The sequence below is a fragment of the Alteromonas sp. ISO5 genome (genome assembly GCF_058105165.1).
Genome location: NZ_CM176572.1, coordinates 369252 through 385795, shown reverse-complemented (window position 1 = coordinate 385795; position 16544 = coordinate 369252). Strand labels below are relative to the sequence as shown.

18 protein-coding genes are annotated in these 16544 nt (G+C 47.8%); 14 read left to right on the top strand and 4 right to left on the bottom strand.

What is annotated here, in order from left to right; translation table 11 throughout:
- The first annotated feature begins 31 nt into the window (after positions 1 to 31).
- From AC2T0J_RS01730 to AC2T0J_RS01705, 6 genes are all read left to right on the top strand, one after another.
- The gene (locus AC2T0J_RS01730; RefSeq protein WP_489808486.1) at positions 32 to 1402 is read left to right on the top strand and encodes a 5-methyltetrahydrofolate--homocysteine methyltransferase; all 1371 of its coding nucleotides are present in this window, start codon (positions 32 to 34) and stop codon (positions 1400 to 1402) included.
- A gap of 66 nt (positions 1403 to 1468) precedes the next feature.
- The gene (locus AC2T0J_RS01725; protein WP_489808485.1) at positions 1469 to 2041 is read left to right on the top strand and encodes a ZrgA family zinc uptake protein; all 573 of its coding nucleotides are present in this window, start codon (positions 1469 to 1471) and stop codon (positions 2039 to 2041) included.
- A gap of 5 nt (positions 2042 to 2046) precedes the next feature.
- Positions 2047 to 2523: a transcriptional repressor gene (locus AC2T0J_RS01720; protein ID WP_489808484.1), complete on the top strand. Its 477-nt coding sequence runs from the start codon at positions 2047 to 2049 to the stop codon at positions 2521 to 2523.
- A gap of 1 nt (position 2524) precedes the next feature.
- On the top strand, positions 2525 to 2932 hold the full coding sequence (locus AC2T0J_RS01715) for a MerC domain-containing protein (RefSeq protein ID WP_489808483.1): 408 nt from the start codon (positions 2525 to 2527) through the stop codon (positions 2930 to 2932).
- Entirely contained in the window at positions 2929 to 4131 is a 1203-nt protein-coding gene (gene zigA / locus AC2T0J_RS01710; RefSeq protein ID WP_489808482.1) for a zinc metallochaperone GTPase ZigA, read from the top strand. The genes AC2T0J_RS01715 and zigA overlap by 4 nt, the downstream gene beginning before the upstream one ends.
- A 2-nt stretch (positions 4132 to 4133) precedes the next feature.
- Positions 4134 to 4778, top strand: a complete 645-nt coding sequence (locus tag AC2T0J_RS01705; RefSeq protein ID WP_489808481.1) for a DUF1826 domain-containing protein — start codon at positions 4134 to 4136, stop codon at positions 4776 to 4778.
- Positions 4779 to 4845: 67 nt separating this feature from the next.
- Here the strand turns inward: AC2T0J_RS01705 and AC2T0J_RS01700 are convergent, their stop codons facing one another.
- The 3 genes from AC2T0J_RS01700 to AC2T0J_RS01690 are packed head-to-tail and all read right to left on the bottom strand — an operon-like array spanning position 4846 to position 6584.
- On the bottom strand, positions 4846 to 5520 hold the full coding sequence (locus AC2T0J_RS01700) for a DUF3299 domain-containing protein (protein WP_489808480.1): 675 nt from the start codon (positions 5518 to 5520) through the stop codon (positions 4846 to 4848).
- Positions 5517 to 5969 carry a hypothetical protein gene (locus AC2T0J_RS01695; RefSeq protein WP_489808479.1) on the bottom strand — a complete coding sequence of 151 codons (453 nt, stop codon included), beginning with the start codon at positions 5967 to 5969 and terminating at the stop codon, positions 5517 to 5519. Before AC2T0J_RS01695 ends, AC2T0J_RS01700 begins: the two co-directional genes overlap by 4 nt.
- A 6-nt stretch (positions 5970 to 5975) precedes the next feature.
- Entirely contained in the window at positions 5976 to 6584 is a 609-nt protein-coding gene (locus AC2T0J_RS01690; protein WP_489808478.1) for a DUF3299 domain-containing protein, read from the bottom strand.
- A 169-nt stretch (positions 6585 to 6753) separates the two neighbouring features.
- On the opposite strand from AC2T0J_RS01690, the gene AC2T0J_RS01685 reads away from it, so the two are divergent.
- The gene (locus AC2T0J_RS01685) at positions 6754 to 7449 is read left to right on the top strand and encodes an ABC transporter ATP-binding protein (protein WP_489810412.1); all 696 of its coding nucleotides are present in this window, start codon (positions 6754 to 6756) and stop codon (positions 7447 to 7449) included.
- Entirely contained in the window at positions 7443 to 8678 is a 1236-nt protein-coding gene (locus AC2T0J_RS01680) for an ABC transporter permease (protein WP_489808477.1), read from the top strand. Before AC2T0J_RS01685 ends, AC2T0J_RS01680 begins: the two co-directional genes overlap by 7 nt.
- A 45-nt stretch (positions 8679 to 8723) precedes the next feature.
- Here AC2T0J_RS01680 and AC2T0J_RS01675 read toward each other — a convergent pair whose 3' ends face one another.
- Positions 8724 to 9626 carry a DUF2608 domain-containing protein gene (locus tag AC2T0J_RS01675; protein ID WP_489808476.1) on the bottom strand — a complete coding sequence of 301 codons (903 nt, stop codon included), beginning with the start codon at positions 9624 to 9626 and terminating at the stop codon, positions 8724 to 8726.
- A 248-nt stretch (positions 9627 to 9874) separates the two neighbouring features.
- Between AC2T0J_RS01675 and AC2T0J_RS01670 the strand changes: the two genes are divergently transcribed.
- The 6 genes from AC2T0J_RS01670 to AC2T0J_RS01645 all read left to right on the top strand — a co-directional run bounded on the left by AC2T0J_RS01670 (position 9875) and on the right by AC2T0J_RS01645 (position 16526).
- A complete protein-coding gene (locus AC2T0J_RS01670; protein WP_489810411.1) occupies positions 9875 to 10528 on the top strand; it encodes a DUF1707 SHOCT-like domain-containing protein in 654 nt (217 codons plus the stop codon).
- A gap of 420 nt (positions 10529 to 10948) precedes the next feature.
- A complete protein-coding gene (locus AC2T0J_RS01665; protein WP_489808475.1) occupies positions 10949 to 11515 on the top strand; it encodes a hypothetical protein in 567 nt (188 codons plus the stop codon).
- A gap of 11 nt (positions 11516 to 11526) precedes the next feature.
- Positions 11527 to 13296 carry an OmpA family protein gene (locus AC2T0J_RS01660; RefSeq protein WP_489808474.1) on the top strand — a complete coding sequence of 590 codons (1770 nt, stop codon included), beginning with the start codon at positions 11527 to 11529 and terminating at the stop codon, positions 13294 to 13296.
- Between the two features lie 136 nt (positions 13297 to 13432).
- The gene (locus tag AC2T0J_RS01655; protein WP_489808473.1) at positions 13433 to 13930 is read left to right on the top strand and encodes a Rab family GTPase; all 498 of its coding nucleotides are present in this window, start codon (positions 13433 to 13435) and stop codon (positions 13928 to 13930) included.
- A 113-nt stretch (positions 13931 to 14043) separates the two neighbouring features.
- Entirely contained in the window at positions 14044 to 16050 is a 2007-nt protein-coding gene (locus AC2T0J_RS01650) for a putative bifunctional diguanylate cyclase/phosphodiesterase (protein ID WP_489808472.1), read from the top strand.
- Positions 16051 to 16103: 53 nt separating this feature from the next.
- Positions 16104 to 16526 carry a GNAT family N-acetyltransferase gene (locus tag AC2T0J_RS01645; RefSeq protein ID WP_489808471.1) on the top strand — a complete coding sequence of 141 codons (423 nt, stop codon included), beginning with the start codon at positions 16104 to 16106 and terminating at the stop codon, positions 16524 to 16526.
- The last annotated feature ends 18 nt before the right edge of the window (positions 16527 to 16544 follow it).

The window sequence follows — 16544 nt, the reverse complement described above, 5'->3', positions numbered from 1 at the left end:
TTGAGAATTAAAGTTAAAGGAACCAATTAAAATGAACACTCAAAGCAAACTAACGTTTTTAGCTGTAGCCATTAGCTCGGTAATACTCACCGGTTGCGGTGATGCAGAAACCAATATTACTGAACTCCCGCCGATTGAAGAAGAGCATGACCACGACGAAGGTGAAGGCCATGATCATGATGAGTATGAGATAGAAAGTGCTGGCCGTTTATCAGTGACTGATGCCGACTCAAATACACTGGCTGTTTTTGATCTGGACAACAACAGTCTGCTGGATACCTTTAGCGTGACGCATGAAGGCAGCTCGCTAACGCACTCGGCGAGTTATCGCTTTGCCGTGGTAACAAGCCGTGCTAATGACCTGATAGAGTTTATCGATGGTGGCCTGTGGCGTGAAGATCACGTTGACCATCTGCACGACTACGCAGAAGCCCCATCGTTTTCTGATTTTACCCTTACTGGCAGCCGACCTACTCACGTTGACGGCCACGATGGACAGCTTGCAGTGTTTTTTGATGGTGATGCCGACAGTAGTATGGTCGCTTCTGTACAAGTGGTTACCGACATGGATATTGCCGCAGAATCCTCCGAAATTAACACGCTCACTTTTAACGTGAGCATGCATGGGGTGGCCAAGCCGGTTGATGACATGCTAATTGCCACAGTGCGTCGCGACGACAGCGAAACTGCATCGGCAAACCCCGTTTTGCCAGATAGTGTAGGTATTTATCACCTCCACGACGGTGAGTACGAGCAAGAACAATTGTTTGCCGGTGATTGCCCCGATTTACATGGCGCCGCCTTAAATGATGAGCACGCAGTGTTTGGCTGTAGCGATGGAGTTTTGGTGTTGCATGCCCACGACGAAGAGTACGAGTCGCTCAAGCTCGACAATATCGATGAGCTTAACGGCATGCGTATCGGCACGGTTTATGCGCACCACGACGTGGAAACTTTTATTGGTATCGCTTCACAGCACGGCGCTGGCGCTGCAGTGTTGGCGGCCATTGACCCTGAACATGGCGAAATGGACGTTATCGACTGGGAACCTGAAACGGATGCTCACCCGGTGTCTTATGGGTTTTCTTACGACGGCGAGCACTTTTTGATTCTGGATGATTTGGGATATCTGTCGGTGTTATCAGCCCATGCACACGATGACCACACGCACTGGGAATTAGAAGAGCGCCTGGATATTTCCGATGAAGATTTATCTTTGATGCCTGAAGGCGGTGCCTTCTCAATGACCATCGCCCAGAACGACGCGGTTGTTTATGTGGCCGACCCTATCGCTCAGCATGTATTGGTGATCGATTTAGAAAGCGGCGAAACCACCGGTGATATCGAGCTCGAATTCGTACCGGCAGCCATTACCTGGTTGGGCATTGCTGAAGAGCACTAAACGCGAGTTGTCCTTGCCTCATATTAACGGGGTGAGGACATATATCTTAATGGGAGCAAGAATAAAATGACGAAAAGCTTTGCTGGCTCACAATTATTAAAGTACTCAGCGCTAGGGGCGTTGTACCTCATTTGCAGTCCATCTGTGCTGAGTGCCGGGCAGGCTCATGTACATGGCCATGGTAAATTGCTGATTGCCCAGGAAGGTCAACAATGGCAGTTAGAATTCAATCTGCCAGCCGCCAATGTGCTGGGGTTTGAGCACGCCGCGCACAGCGAGCAAGACCGGGGGCGTTTGCACAAAGTTAGAGAAAGTCTGGCAGTACCCGGGAGCGTGTTTACAACCAGTGGTGGCGACTGTGAGGTGGCTGGACAAGATGTAGATTTACCTGAAGGCGGGCATCATGAGGTGGATGAGCATCACAACAGCCATGAACATGAAGATCACGATGAGCATGAAACACAGCATGCTGATGTGAGGTTACGTTATCAGTTGCAATGTAATGGCAAACTCAACGGTATCACCGTAACCCTGTTTGATATTGCGCCTTCATTAGGCGAAATCGACGCGCAGTGGATTGTCAGCGCTGGTCAGGGACAGGCGGATATCTCCCCGCTAAAACGCGAGCTGGCCTGGTAGGTTTAATGGCAATGGCGCTTAAAGATACGATTCAGCAACACAATCGGCAGTGCAAAAAGCACAGTGGATTAACATCCAAACGCCAGCGGGTCCTGGATGTTCTGATAAAAGCACAAAAGCCATTATCAGCCTACGAAATTGTTGATCTATATAATGAAACCGTCGAAAAGCCGATTCATGCTATGTCGGTATACCGGATTTTAGAGTTCTTGAAATCCGTTAGTCTGGTAGCCCATTTGTATTCTGTTAATAAGTTTTTTGCTCAGGATGATGCAGAAATTACCGGCAATTCGATTCGTCTGTATGTTACCTGCCAGCAATGTTGTGGGGTACAGAAACTCACTCTCGATAAAAGCGCAGCGGCAACTATTCAAACACATATACACCGGTTGGGTTATCAGCTATCCAGTCATTCAATAGAAGTACCCGGGCTTTGCGAACACTGTGGCCCGAATACAGCAACAACCTTTAAGGAGTCCTGAAGTGAGACGTACTCAAACTGTGGGAGACAAGCTGGCGATAGCGCTGTCGTCCCTATGTGTCATCCATTGCCTGGCGACGCCATTGCTATTAATTATACTGCCATCATTTGGCGCATTGTTTATCGACAGTCACGAGCTGTTTCATCAGGTGATCCTGTTTTTTGTGCTCCCAGTGGGGCTTGCTGCGTTGGCTGCGGGCTATCGTCATCATCATCAAAATACGGTATTGGGCAGCGGTTTAACAGGCCTGGCCATTCTTTTCGTGACCGCGCTATATGGCCACGATTACCTCGGCGAAATTGGTGAAACCGGTGCTACCATCGTGGCTTCGGTAATCATCGCTTACGCCCATTTACGAAACTATCAGTTAAGTCAGAGAACTCACACTACAAGCAGGGAAATCGTATGAACAACTTAAAGCGTTTACCGGTAACGGTGCTCTCAGGGTTTTTGGGCGCCGGTAAAACCACCGTGCTGAGTCATATCCTCAACAATCGTGAAGGAATGCGCGTAGCGGTGATTGTGAATGATATGAGTGAAATCAATATCGATGCTTCAGTACTCAAAAATGAAGTCAGTCTAAACCGCAGTGAAGAAAAGCTGGTGGAGATGAGCAATGGCTGTATTTGCTGTACGTTGCGCGAAGATTTGTTAGTTGAGGTACGCGAGCTGGCCAATAGTGGTAAATTTGATTACCTGGTGATTGAATCCACGGGCATTTCTGAGCCGTTACCGGTCGCCGAGACGTTTACCTTCGAAGATGAAGACGGCGTTACACTGGCTGATGTAGCAAAACTCGATACCATGGTAACAGTGGTCGATGCGGTAAACTTCAGCAAAGATTTTGACGAAGCAAAGTATCTGCAGGAAGCCGGCGAGTCTCTGGGTGAAGAAGATGAGCGAAGCGTAGCCGATTTGCTTATCGACCAGGTGGAATTTGCCGATGTTATTCTGATCAGCAAAACCGATTTGGTGGATGCAGCAGCCATTACCCGGTTAACGGCTGTTTTAACCACGCTCAACACCCGTGCCCGAGTCATCCCCATTTCGCAGGGGAATATTGATATCAAAGCGGTACTGGGTACCGGTTTGTTTGATTTTGAGCAGGCGCAACTGGCACCGGGCTGGCTGAAGGAAATGCGCGGAGAGCACATCCCTGAAACCGAGGAATATGGAATTAGTAGCTTTACCTATACCGCCAGGCGGCCTTTCTATCCCCAGCGTTTTTATGATTTTCTGCATAACGAACGGGGTTACGGCAAACTTCTGCGTTCTAAAGGCTATTTCTGGCTGGCCAGTCGCCCCTTTTATGCAGGGCAGTGGAGTCAGGCAGGTGGCATTGCCCGTTATGGCTACGGCGGATTGTTCTGGAAAGCGGTGGATCCCAAAGACTGGCCGGAAGATGAAGAGTATCGTCAGTCGATTATGGAACAGTGGCAGGAACCATTCGGTGATATGCGTCAGGAACTGGTATTTATCGGCCAGAACCTGGATGAACAGGCTATCCGTAAAGCCCTGGATAACTGCCTACTGGATGACGATATGTTGGTGCAGGGCCGCGCCGGATGGCATCTATTACCCGATCCGTTTCCAGCCTGGGAAGCCTGAGTATGAGCACTGCATTTTCTTTTAGTCACGATGTCAATGTTACTGCGGGTCAGCAGGTGTTTGGAAAGCAGACCGATGTATTGGCTGATATTTATGAGCCGCACGTTAACATGGTGGTATGGCAGCGATCACTACCGGAAACATTGCAGCTCGCGATTGAGCAGGGATTAAACGACGGATTAACGCTGAATGTTACCGAAGAGATACCAGTTGCTTCTGCGCTAAGAGCGCTGCAGGCCAATTATGCGCTAAGCCAGTGGGATGCAGCATTGAGTGGAGATGTCGCAGTGCTGGTGGATATGTTTGGCTGTTTGTTTGATACGGAACTGGTAGGTCTGCGCCTGCGGACCCTTAACAGTGCCATGTGTCCTAAATTCCACTTTGACCGGGTTCCTTGCCGGTTGGTCATGACGTACAACGGCACGGGCACTCAATGGCTGGCCAATGAGCATATCGCTATCGAGCATGGCCGCCTGATTTGCGATCCCGATAGTCACAGTGGCAATATCAATACCCTACAGAAGGGAGAGGTTGCGCTGCTGAAGGGGTCTATCTGGAAAGGTAATGAACAAACCCCGCTGGTGCACTGTTCACCTCAGGTGAACACGGAAGAATCCCGCCTGCTACTGACACTTGATGCAATGTAAAAATAAAGAAAATAAAGGGGTCAGAGTACATTAATAGAGCTATTAATGTACTCTGACCCCTTTATTTCTAATGGTTTCTGAGGTCGTCGGGCTGGCCATTGAATTGTGTTATGGTCACCGCTTTCATTATATAGGCTGCGGTACCTAGTGGGTCCTCATACATGCCATGGTGCAGAATGCCTGAAACCGAATAGGCAGTGTTAATATCAGCCAGCGTAAAGCCGCCTTTACTTACTACATACACCATTTGATTGGGGGCCGGCGGTGGAAAATGCAGGCAGGCGCCAAAATAGGGTACCAGGAAAAAACGTAAGATTTTTCGTTCGTCATCGGCTTCAAGGGGAACTATAAAGCCGTTGAGCGTTACAGCATTGCCATCCAGGTCAGTTACATGCGCTGCAGAGTGCATTGTGCTTTGGTAGGCTTTATCCTGTGAGGCCTCAATGGCATTTAAAAACTGATCCTCCATGGTGATGGTAGAAGCTGTCTGGTACTTTTTAATCAGTCGCTGTTCTTCTGGTGGCAATAAATCAGCCCAACCTAATGGATTGAACTGAGCAGATTCAACCTGTTTGAGTAATGAAATATTGGTTGTGGTGTAAAGTGGCTGGCCGTCTATAGCGCTAAAAAGTGCGTTAAATTTCAGACTGTCTGCAGTAAATAGGTGTGCTGTTAGCCCGCCAGTGAGCCCTGCTCCAACCAAGATGATAGCAACAAACGCAAAAGCGGCGGGTCGCTTCATCCAGCCTCGACAACCAGTGTTTGTTTAGTGCTGAAAGCAGACCCTTCATATATTGCATTGAGGGTTACGGTTATCTCATGGGTGCCGGGTTTCGTTGAGGTAAATGATAAATCGTAACTATCAGATACCGCACTGAGCTTGAGATCCTTGGCTGACAGCAGCTCAATATCGTCACTGCCGCGCACGGTTAAACTCACGTTGTAGTAACTTAGTGGCACGGTGATACTCACATTTTGAGTGCTCTGGCTGCCCACTTTTACTATGGCCTTTTTGGCGAGGGTTACCGTTGGATAGCTCACTGTTTCGCTCATCATGGCTTCATACCGGTTATTGTTGTGATAAGCAGCAAATGCACCAAAACCATTAGCATGCATCTGACAAGCCGAAGCCATAAACGCACAGGCAGACAGTGCGCTGATAACAGTACAAACAAGAAATGATTTTTTCATCGCGTTTTACTCGTAAAGTTGGTAGTTGTCGATATGCAGTGTATAGGCAGAAGTGCCGATATCACGCTCGTTTATCTCAATTTCGAGCTTGCCTTCAAACCAGAAAGGTTGTTGCAGGTGTTGTAATTCAATACCTTCATTATAATTGACAAACAGTATTTGATTTGGCGGCGGTGGGGGCATATGCAGGCAGGCACCAAAGTACGGAACAACAAAAAACGACGTGACCCTGCGCTCCTCATTTTGCGCCAACGGCACGATGTAACCAGGAATTCTGATGGCTTGCTGGTCAAACTCGGCGATGGGTTGAGTTGAGCTTAACGCTTCTCGATACCGCTTGGCTTTCTGATCGATAATTTCACGCTGATTAAGTGCCGAGACGGAATCTTGCTGCGAGCCATCTTCGATGCCGTTGAGAAAATCCGGGGGATCAAGCAGGGCTGCCAAATCTTCTTTCGGCATAAGTTCCGTCCATTCCACTTCCCGGTACTGAGCTGCTTCACTGGACGCTGGTACAAGCAGGCTTAGTATTGCAACCAATAGTAAAAGCGCTGTAATGCGTTGCAGGGGCTGTTGAATGTTAAGCCTGATAACGGGTAGGTATGCTGTCGTCATAGAAAAAACTGTCCGTTTTATTGTTTGCTTTGGTTATGTTATAACATTATTTGGGGTTACGTAAGTACTCCCTCGTTTCTTTGCCGGTACGGTAAGATGAGCAACCGTTTTAATTCATCCTCTATGGGTATAATCTGGACCTAATAATAAGGTATAGCGAAAATTGACAGTGCCAGAAATAATGCAAGAACAGGCGATTAGCCTGGACAACGTGAGTTACCAGTATCCCAAAAGTGCTTCCGGATTGAGCTTTCCTCATTGGCAGGTGATGCAGGGAGAGCGTCTCTTTTTGTACGGGCCCTCCGGTTCAGGCAAAACGACCTTATTGAATTTACTGGCGGGGATCATAACGCCAGACCGCGGTACGGTAAGTTTGTTGGGAAAACCGTTCTCGTCCCTGAGTGAGGGCAAACGAGACAAATTCAGAGCCCGTCATATTGGTGTGGTGTTTCAGCAGTTTAACCTGGTGAGTCACCTTAGCGTAGCTCAAAATATAACGCTGGCGGCACATTTCGCTGGAGGAGAACAACCCGACACAGAACAACTGAAAACGCTAATTCTTGCATTGCAACTGCCGGTTGAGGTGTTAACTAAAAAAGCCAGTCAGTTGAGTGTGGGGCAGCAACAGCGAGTGGCCATTGCCAGAGCATTAATTAATCAGCCGGAAATCCTGCTGGTGGATGAACCCACATCGGCACTTGATGCCGATGCGCGGGATGCTTTTATGAAGTTGTTAACTGATTTGTGTGAGCAGCATCGCACTACCTTGATTTTTGTGAGTCACGATCAGAGCCTGAGCAGGTACCTGGATAACAGCGTGGCAATCAGCTCAATTATCGCACCAACGGAGACATCATCATGCTAATGTCTTTTGCCCTGAGTAGTTTGCGTAGTCGAGGTAAGTCACTGGCGCTCACGTTTTTGTCGCTGCTAATCAGCGTAAGTGTATTGCTGAGTGTTGAGCATGTGCGATTACAGGCACAGGAGAGTTTTAACCGCACAGTATCGGATGTCGACCTCATCGTAGGTGCGCCAAGTGGCCAGTTAAATCTGATGCTCTACACGGTATTTCGAATGGGTAGCCCGACCAATAATATCAGTTATGCAAGCTATGAGATGTTGCAACAACATCCGCAGGTAAACTGGGCGATTCCGATCTCGTTAGGCGATGCCCATCACGGCTACCGAGTACTCGGCACCAACCAGCAGTATTTTGAGCACTATAAGTTTGGTAACAAGCAGCCGTTAACCTTTAGTCAGGGGGGGGCTTTTAAGGGGATTTTTGGTGCGGTCTTGGGGGCTGATGTGGCACAGGCACTCAATTACAAACTCGGGGATAACATTGTCATTGCTCATGGTCTTGGCGCGGTGAGTTTTCAGAACCACGATGATTCGCCGTTTACCATTACCGGCATTCTGGCCCCAACCGGTACGCCGGTGGATAAAACCGTGCATGTTTCATTGCAGGGGATTGAAGCTATGCATTTACCGCATGCACAGCTGGATAATGTGTTAGAACAGCCAGACAACATGGCAAACACACTCGTTGCACCGGATAGCATTACGGCGGTGATGGTGGGTCTTACCAGCAAGTTTGCCACCTTTACCTTACAACGGGAGCTGAATAACTACCCGGATGACCGACTTATGGCGATTTTACCCGGTGTTGCGCTAACAGAGATGTGGCAGATGATGTCCAGCGTTGAAAACCTGTTGCGCTTTATCAGTATCCTTATCATGCTGTCCTCCTTGTTCGGGCTATCCACAATGCTGCTGGCCTCTATGCAGCAGCGTGAAAAGGAAATTGCCGTATTGCGGATCATTGGTGCCGGAGCAGGCACCATATTTCGCTTAATCCTGGTTGAAGCCTTACTGTTGGCCGGGGCGGCAAGCGTTAGCGCGGTAGCGCTGGTATCCGGGGTGTTTGCAGTGGCTAAAGAGTGGTTAGCCAGCCACTACGGTATGTTTATTTCGGCAAATCTGCTAACTCTGCATACCGCAATGGTGGTTGGCGCGATACTGTTGGCAACACTGATTTGCAGCCTGTTGCCTGCGATTGATGCTTATCGCGGCGCTATTAATCAGCGGCTCTAATAACGGTACAAGACCCGGTGAACTGCCGGGTCTTTGGTCTCAGGCCTACTGACCGAGACACTGTCCATTGTTTTGACGGGCAGGGAAAATACTATTTAAAGTGGCGATTAATTTAGCGTAATCATCGGCCATGCGATGGGCCTGCACTTCAGTTAATACCTGCCCCTGCAGGTTTTTGCGCTCTGCCTCAATATGGGTGTAGTGAAATATCCGCATATCAACATTTTGCTGCTGCCAGGCATTTTCCATGTTTTCGATGTTATGCTGCGAATCATCGATAAACACGATGGCGTCAAACTTGCGCGCGGTGTTGGTTAGTATCCACTCAAGCATAGTGCCTTTATTCATGCCGGTGGTCATCATCAGGCCACGGCTGTAACTCATTTCCCGCTCAAGCTTTTGCCGATACACCGGGTTGGGATTATCCGTTGGCGAAAGTGCTGCGCGGCCAACGTTAATGTTGTTGCGGTATAGCTCGCGCTCTGTTGCTGCACGGTTTTTAGGCCCACGGGAGGTTAACAGCAGCAGGGTATTTCCTGATGCCTGCCACTGGTTGAGTAAATCAGGGACCTGAGCTTCAGTCAGATTCATGGGCGCCAGCTCGTAAAGCAGGCTGATAGCGTCTTCGAACAGGCAGCTTACTTGTTGTTCCGGCGTTGGCTTTACCGCCAGCTTACCGCGTTGCCACTGGTACCAGATATCGCCGCCCAGATCAGTCGCGCTGGTCAGCAGGGTATTATCAATGTCGGCTACGACAAGCACATTTTCGGCACCGTATTGGTTGTTCAGCTCTGACACCACCGGCGCAATCTTATCAAAGGTTTCTACTTCGGCTGCGGTTACCTGATTGAGTTTGGGAACAACTGTGCTGGTGCAGCCGGTCACAGCCAACAGTAACGTGAAAAGGACAGTGCGAAATGCAGGGGCAGGTAAACAATTAGATGACATAAGCGTTATTGTGAGTTAAGGGTTCTGCGTAAAGCACAGTAATGTAGCAGATTTGCCGGCTTACCGATATGTCTGTGGATTGTCAGCTACACCAGAAAGCGGTGTAATTGACCAGTATTTAGCGATAATCTTGTACTCTCAGTAGGAGTTGTTTTTTAACTTATTGAAAATTAGTAGTTTGTTAGTTGGTGTGGCATTTGCTTCAATATTCGAAAATCAAATGGTACCGAATAAAACAGGGAGCAACCATCATGGTTAAACTTGAAGACCGTCCTATCGAACAGGTCAGGGAAGAAGTGATCGATAAACTGATTTATCACTACAGCCATGGCGTAATTTCAGCCGAAGCCTTTGAACGCCGTCTGGATAAAGCCATGGCGAGTCAGGATCATCACGAAATTGCTGAGTTGGCCGCCGATCTTACCATGCAGGTTGACGACGATTACACCCGCCAAAAAGAGAAAAAGCTCAATATTAATTACAGTGCCGGGGATGTGCCTGAGAATGAAACCGTCATCAATATAATGGGCGGTTCGGATCGTTCGGGACGCTGGAAAGTCCCTGCGGAAATTCGCGTGCTTAGTTTCATGGGCGGCTCAGATATCGACTTTACCGATGCCGTGTTTACTACGCCCCACGTCACCATTAAAGTCCTGTGTGTTATGGGCGGTATCGACATCAAAGTGCCGGAAAATGTGAATGTAGTGACAAAAGCTTTTTGTTTGATGGGGGGGCTTGATAATAAAGCGCCGTCGATTGCCGATCGACAGGCCCCCACTATTACCGTGGAAGGCTTTGTTTTAATGGGCGGTGTGGATATTGGTCTTAAGCGTACCATTAAAGAGAAGTTTGTGGAAATGGCCAATCAGATGAAAACCCTTTTTGGCAGCTCACAGCGCTAAGTTTTAAATCAGATTATTACGGCCCTAATTGCCTGCTGTTGTCAGTCCAGCAGCAAAACTTTATACAGGTAAAATATAAAGGGGATTATCAAGTCCCCCTCTTCTGCTTTTCCTCATGTTTGAGATACGTGAATACGGACTAAACGTGACAATTACCGAGTAATCAACATACCCCGCAAAAATAACGCGATAATGCGTTCATCTTACATCGTTTGCATGACATGGCTAAATGTAAGATCAATATGGAAAAAAAGAAAAACTGAGCATAAACTATCCAACAGAGGAACAGGTGCTTTTCGGAACCCGTCTGAATTAAGTTCTCAGAAAGTTGTAAAGCTTTACGCAAGACAAAGCGAAAGGTACATCAAGTATTAACCAGTTCACTGTCCGGCCTCGTTACAGAGTGGTTACGGCGGGCTTATGGTGTCACTAGCAGGGAATAGTAAAATTATGTCGGGTAAGAAAGCACAACAAGCAGCAACACAAGTACAAGCCGATGATTCATCCGAACTGACTACCTTACGTCAAATTTTATTTGGCGACGCACAGCAGGATATTGAGGTAAGAATTGCAGCGTTGGAAAAGGCTATGGTGGACCGCTTTGCTCAAACCAATGAGCTAATCGCCAGCGAGGTCCAAAAACTCAATGATACGCTGCAAAAAGGCCTGGATGAAGCACATGAACAAACGCTGGCGGTCGATAAGTGTTATGACGACAAAACCGCAGAGCTTAGTGGTGTTACCGATAAACTGTATTCTGAGCTTGAAATGTCAGAGGCCAATCATAAGCAGGATAATGATGAGTTGCATAAAGCGCTTGAGCAAGCGGTTACAGAGCTAACCAGAAAATACGACGCAAAATTTACTGAAGCACTAACCAAAATAGAGCAAGTGACCAGCGAACTTAGTTCAACCAAAACCGACCGTAAAACTCTGGCAAAACTGCTGGCTGCGATGGCCGTCAATTTAGAAACTGATCAACAGTAACTGTTTGTCTGATGACTGACTATTCCGATAAGCCAGGGTCGCAGACAGAGCAAGCTGAACTTGAGCGGCTGCGCAAAATATTATTAGGCGAGAATGGTGAGCAGGTTACTCAGATAATGAGGGAGCACGCCCGGCTAATGGTGAGCGAAGTCGTAGTAGAAGCCCTGCACGACCGCCAGCGCAAGGATGATGAACTCATGCATATCTTAACGCCGGTGGTGAATAAATCGGTAGAGTCGTCAGTACAAGGGCAAAGTGAAAAGTTCGTGGGATACTTTTACCCCTTAGTCGGCCGCCTTGTGCGTAAGTCCGTCACGGCGTTTCTCGCGGAGTTTATTGAGAAAACCAATGAAATACTGGAAAACAGCCTGACGCTGAAGAGCTTTAAGTGGCGTTTTCAGGCCTGGCGCGCTGATATAAGTTTTTCGCAATATGTGGTCAGTCAGACTTTCGTGTACAGGGTGGAACAAGTGCTTCTTATCCACAACGAATCGGGCATATTGCTTAATTCGGTGAATTTTAACGAAGCCGATAGTGCCAATGGCGAACTTGTGTCAGCAATGCTCACTGCCATTAATGACTTTGTTGCCGACTCCTTCAATCGCCCAGAAGGCGCTGAAGAGCAAAATTTACAGGTGGTAAAAACGGCGGATTTTTCACTAGTGATCAAACACGGGCCGAGCATGATGCTGGTCGCTGCTGTTAAAGGTAATATCCCGCAGGAGTTATCCATAAGGCTTGAAGATACCAATGAATCCATCCATCAGATGTTTACCGAAGATGCCAGCAGTTTCAACGGTAATACCAAGCCTTTTGAGGCTACCACCGTGTTACTGCAATCCTGTCTGGTAGCCAAAAGCCGTGATGAGGCCGACGATAAAGCACGTAAGCCGCCGTATCTGGCCATCGGGCTATTATCTGTGCTGAGTTTGTCCGCAGGGGCTCTGATTTTAAATGCATATGACCATCAGCAACGTTTAATAAGGGTGATGCGCATTGGCGAACAGCCGGGAATAGTGGTTAATCGTGCTGAGAAAACCGGCTGGCGCACCATTCAACTGGATATTCTGCGAGACCCGTTGGCTCAGGATCCAATGCAATGGCTGGATGGCGCTCAGATAGAGTCGAAGTGGGTGGACATTACAGAAAAGCCATTTTTATCCCTCGAGCCGAAAATGGTTAATGCGCGGATTGCCAGCGTGATAAAGCGCTACCCGTCGGTGAAAATACAAGCCATGGATACAGAGAGCAGGTTATCCGGCGAGTTAAGCCTTACTCGCTATCGTGCTTTGTTCAGCGAACTTGTTGCGGTATCCGGATTCGGCAAGGCTGAAGCGCTAACTAGCGATATTGAAGTGAGCCCGCTGGTGGGCAGCGAAGCTGATAGCAGGGATGTTCGCAGCGCGTTACTTCAGACTGCCATTGCTAAAATAAACCAAACTGAAATCTCATTTGAGTCAGGTGCGAGCACGCTTTCTGCCAGCGCCAGAGCGCAACTAACGCTGTTGGCCGATCAGATGGTATCGGCTATCGAGCTAGCGCAGCAATTATCCGTAAACGTGAGTTTGATTGTGATGGGGGCGAGTGACACTACCGGAGCTAATCAGTTTAATCAGCAACTTAGTGAGCAGCGAGCACAGACTGTCCGGCAGTATCTTATTACTCAGGGCGTGGAGCCTGCATACTTATATGCAATCGGTCTGGGTGTGCTAGAATTAAAGGCCTCGGGTACTGGCGTGCGCAAAGTGATCTTTAACGTAATCACAATTAGCGCTCAATAGAGCGGTATCGCCTTTGTGCGCTATCAGGCAGTTACGCGTCCAGTGACGAAACGCTGTGCATCAATGGTTTTGGCCGGTTAAATGCTGGTGGAGAGAAAGTACTCAGCAAGGCGATAAAAAGGATATTTTCGTTATTATGTTGCAAAAAAAAATCTGTCTGTTGGGGGCCTCAGGCGTTGGTAAAACAAGCCTGATAAAACAATATATTGAAGGTATTTTTGCAGAAAAGTACCTGACCTCCATTGGCGTTAAAATAGATAAAAAAGTCCTTAAACTCGACACCGAAACCGTACAGTTGATCATCTGGGATCTGGAAGGCGTGGACCGCTACTGCGGTTTTCAGCCTAAGTATCTGCGCGGCGCCTCTGCCTTTGCAATTGTTACCGACCAAACCCGCCTGCAAAGCCTCACTGATGGACTGGATATTTTGAGCGATATCCGAAAAGTAACAGACATTCCCGGTATCCTGGTCGTAAATAAATCAGATTTAGATCCCGCCAAAGAGGTCACAGAAGATCATATTCGTATCCTGGCTGAGCAATTTGCCTTGTGCTTTCATACCAGTGCGAAAACCGGTGAGAAGATTGAAGAAATGTTTGTCGGGTTGGCTCAATTAGCTTGTGGTGGCCAATGATGCAAAAGTCACTTATTCAGGCACTTGGCATAATGGATTGCTCCGTTTTACAACGGACTGGAACGCATCAGTTTACATTATTATATTGCAACGAAAGCTGGTTTTATAAGTTAATGCCAGAAGCGATTGGAGCGCAGAAAGGTTTCAATATCACCATCACCGGGGAATCCGCTTATTTGAGTGACTTTTTAATTGATGCCGAAGAGTTCTGGCAAATAGGTAATGAAGGACAGATCAAGTCTGGCATCTGGAGTGAAAGTTGCGGCGGAGTGGTGCTGCAGCTCGAAGCGGTGGCAGCGATAGCCAAAGGCGATGCGTTTTTGATTATAAACAATATGGCCGCCGAATATCTGCGCCAGCAAAAAACGTTACAGTCAGCCAGGGAATTGCTGCTTTCCAACGACAAGATCCAGGCGGAATACGAGTACCTGCACCAACGTCTTGAAAGTGTGCTGCAACAAAATGACGCGTTGCAAAGGGAAAATCAACCGGTGCATGTCGCTTTAACCGAGGCCAGTTTTGCCGTGGTAGTTTGTGACGCAAAGCTGAATGCCGTGACGCAAAATCCAAAGGCCTTTGATATTTTTGAGTTAGATCCCGACAAAGATAAACAAACCCCGTTTGATATTATTTTGCCCTTGTTTAAGCACCAGTGCGCCGAACACGAGCGACTGGTGCATACTGAACGTCGTTGGGATGGTGAGTTATTCTGGTTTAAGCCTCCTTATACCAGTAAATGGCTGAAAACTGCCATGTTCCCGGTGAAAAGTGAGCAGCAGGAAGTGCTTCACTGGGTGTTTATTATCAGCGATATCACCCGCGAGAAATACCTGACTCAGCGCAACGAAAAACTAGTGTTAACCGACAATGTTACGGGATTACCTAATCGCCAGAGTTTTTGGCAAAGCCTGGAAGTGCTTATCGATATCAGCCAGCCGTTTTTTATTTTATACGTGGATATCAGAAACTTCCGGCACGTAAACGAGTTATACGGACATCAGGCAGGTGACCAGGTGTTATTTGAGTTAGCCGAACGGTTAAAGAACGTGCTGGGCCCGGATGATATTTGTGCGCGTATTGGTGGCAATGAGTTTGGTGTGATTTTTAAAGGTAATCACAATTTACAGGCTTGTCAGCAATTTGCTGAACAAGCGATTGAAGTAATGCAGCAGCCACTTTATACCGACGTTGATGGCAAGGTCCAAATGGCTATTGGTGTTGGGGCCGCACACTTTCCCTCAGATGCCTCTAATTCCGAAGATCTGATGAAATTTGCTGACCTGGCTATGTTTGAGGCGAAAAAAGATAATAAAAGTCATATCCGGTTTTATTCCAAAGCGCTAAAGGACGCCGCCATGCGGCGCCTGGAGTTACATAACTCACTACGTTCTGCGGTCGAGAACCATCAGTTCGAGCTGTATCTGCAACCAATAGTCAATTTAACCACCAATAAAATCACCAAGGCCGAAGCGCTTATTCGTTGGCGTTTGTCCGATGGTACCATTGTTAATCCAGACCAGTTTATACCGCTTGCTGAACAGACTGGCCTGATAGTGCCCATTGGTAAATGGGTGATTGCTGAAGCCGCGCAAATCCTGAAGTTGATTTTGCAATACAACCCCAACCTGAAAATAGCGGTTAACTTGTCACCGCGACAAATCAGCGATCGTGGCTTGTTTGACTTTGTAAGTGAAACGCTGACCTCAAACAGCTTGTCACCAACACATTTTGAACTCGAACTCACTGAGGGGGTGCTGGTAGACAATTACGAAAAAGCCAAGCGCCTGCTTAGCCGGGTGAGGGAGTTGGGGATAACAACGTCGATTGACGATTTTGGGACCGGCTACAGCTCGCTAAGCTATCTGCAAAAATTACCCATCGACAATCTTAAAATCGATCGAAGTTTTATTCATGACGTTGACACCAGCGAAAACGCCAGGGCCTTGGTGACTGCCATTCTCAGAATGGCGCGAAGTCTTAACCTTGGCGTGATTGCTGAAGGCGTGGAAAATCAGCAGCAGATGGCATTTCTGATGGACAATGCATGTCAGTCAGCCCAGGGCTACTTATTTAGCAAGCCTCTGGCATGTAAAGACTTCTGCAATTTGCTCAAGCAATAGTGATATGCCGAAAGTGCCATTAGAAAACAGCGTATTCAGACCAGTATAATCGTATGTCAGACCCTCAATTATGTATTAAACAGGCTGCGCCAACGGCGACTGACTTTGCATCGTTAAGATTAGCTATGGGCTGGTGTAATCCCGCCTTGCCTGTTCTGCAATCCAGCATCGATGCTTCACTGTTCTGGGTAACTGCTTATCATGATAAAAAACTGGTTGGCTGTGGCAGAGTTGTTGGCGATGGGGCAATGTACTTTTATCTTCAAGATGTCATCGTACATCCACGCCATCAAAAACAGGGCATAGGGGCACTGATTATGCGGGCGGTTAATGGCTTTCTGGATACAAACTGCTCTGCAGGCTCAACGGTGGGCTTACTAGCAGCCAAAGGTAAAGAAGCATTTTATCTCAGGTTTGGTTTTTCAATACGTAATGGGGATGAATTAGGGCTGGGCATGTGCCGGTTCATTGAGTGATTTTTGGTAAATATCAGG

What these genes read in the sequence shown, in the direction of transcription:
- AC2T0J_RS01730 (WP_489808486.1), top strand. Translation starts at nt 32, where the DNA reads ATGAACACTCAAAGCAAACTAACGTTTTTAGCTGTAGCCATTAGCTCG.
- AC2T0J_RS01725 (WP_489808485.1), top strand. Translation starts at nt 1,469, where the DNA reads ATGACGAAAAGCTTTGCTGGCTCACAATTATTAAAGTACTCAGCGCTA.
- AC2T0J_RS01720 (WP_489808484.1), top strand. Translation starts at nt 2,047, where the DNA reads ATGGCAATGGCGCTTAAAGATACGATTCAGCAACACAATCGGCAGTGC.
- zigA (WP_489808482.1), top strand. Translation starts at nt 2,929, where the DNA reads ATGAACAACTTAAAGCGTTTACCGGTAACGGTGCTCTCAGGGTTTTTG.
- AC2T0J_RS01705 (WP_489808481.1), top strand. Translation starts at nt 4,134, where the DNA reads ATGAGCACTGCATTTTCTTTTAGTCACGATGTCAATGTTACTGCGGGT.
- AC2T0J_RS01700 (WP_489808480.1), bottom strand. Translation starts at nt 5,520, where the DNA reads ATGAAGCGACCCGCCGCTTTTGCGTTTGTTGCTATCATCTTGGTTGGA.
- AC2T0J_RS01695 (WP_489808479.1), bottom strand. Translation starts at nt 5,969, where the DNA reads ATGAAAAAATCATTTCTTGTTTGTACTGTTATCAGCGCACTGTCTGCC.
- AC2T0J_RS01690 (WP_489808478.1), bottom strand. Translation starts at nt 6,584, where the DNA reads ATGACGACAGCATACCTACCCGTTATCAGGCTTAACATTCAACAGCCC.
- AC2T0J_RS01680 (WP_489808477.1), top strand. Translation starts at nt 7,443, where the DNA reads ATGCTAATGTCTTTTGCCCTGAGTAGTTTGCGTAGTCGAGGTAAGTCA.
- AC2T0J_RS01675 (WP_489808476.1), bottom strand. Translation starts at nt 9,626, where the DNA reads ATGTCATCTAATTGTTTACCTGCCCCTGCATTTCGCACTGTCCTTTTC.
- AC2T0J_RS01665 (WP_489808475.1), top strand. Translation starts at nt 10,949, where the DNA reads ATGGTGTCACTAGCAGGGAATAGTAAAATTATGTCGGGTAAGAAAGCA.
- AC2T0J_RS01660 (WP_489808474.1), top strand. Translation starts at nt 11,527, where the DNA reads ATGACTGACTATTCCGATAAGCCAGGGTCGCAGACAGAGCAAGCTGAA.
- AC2T0J_RS01655 (WP_489808473.1), top strand. Translation starts at nt 13,433, where the DNA reads ATGTTGCAAAAAAAAATCTGTCTGTTGGGGGCCTCAGGCGTTGGTAAA.
- AC2T0J_RS01650 (WP_489808472.1), top strand. Translation starts at nt 14,044, where the DNA reads ATGCCAGAAGCGATTGGAGCGCAGAAAGGTTTCAATATCACCATCACC.
- AC2T0J_RS01645 (WP_489808471.1), top strand. Translation starts at nt 16,104, where the DNA reads ATGTCAGACCCTCAATTATGTATTAAACAGGCTGCGCCAACGGCGACT.